Raw genomic sequence first — 663 nt, 5'->3', positions numbered from 1 at the left:
ATTGATAAGTCTCAAACGGTCAGGATTCAAAGTGCTCAATAAGCCGATTGATGCTAATAGTCTAGTGTCTTGTTTAACAGTAAACTAATGATCTTTACGTTCAAAATAACTTATGGAATTAACCGATTGAGGAGAAAAATAGGCTAACACTGCCATCTTGTACTTTGAGCGGAGGTGGATAGCGTTGGCGTATTAACTATTTATGGATACAGAAAATAATAAACATATTTTGAATGTTCTTGATGATGAAATGTATGGTGCAACGGGTGTCATCCCTCCTGATCGTGATGCAACTTTGTGGCGGTTTATGTCATTTGCAAAGTTTCTTTCTCTTTTGGAATCGGAAAGCTTATATTTAACAAGGATTGATGGATTCGATGATAAATTTGAAGGAGCTTTTCCGAAGAAAGCGTTGGAAAAATGGAATGCAACTACAGAATTGCTTCGTCAAGCAAACGATAGCAAAGAGTTTTCTGATTCTTATTGGGAAAGGCTTAGGAAAAATACTTTTGTCCAATGTTGGCATATGAATTCACATGAATCTGATGGAATGTGGAAGCTCTATGGCCATATAGAGGAAGCTGTAGCGATCAAAACTAAAGCTATTAAATTGCTCAGAGCTATCCATCGTGATTATGGCCTATTTATAGGTAAAGTATTCTA

Annotated in this window: 1 pseudogene; it reads left to right on the top strand. The window is 36.3% G+C overall.

What is annotated here, in order from left to right:
- Positions 1 to 202 precede the first annotated feature (202 nt).
- Positions 203 to 663 (top strand): annotated as a pseudogene (locus A3761_RS24745) (hypothetical protein); the annotation flags it as partial.

Source organism: Oleiphilus sp. HI0123, assembly GCF_001635315.1.
This window is presented reverse-complemented; position numbering and strand designations above follow the sequence as displayed.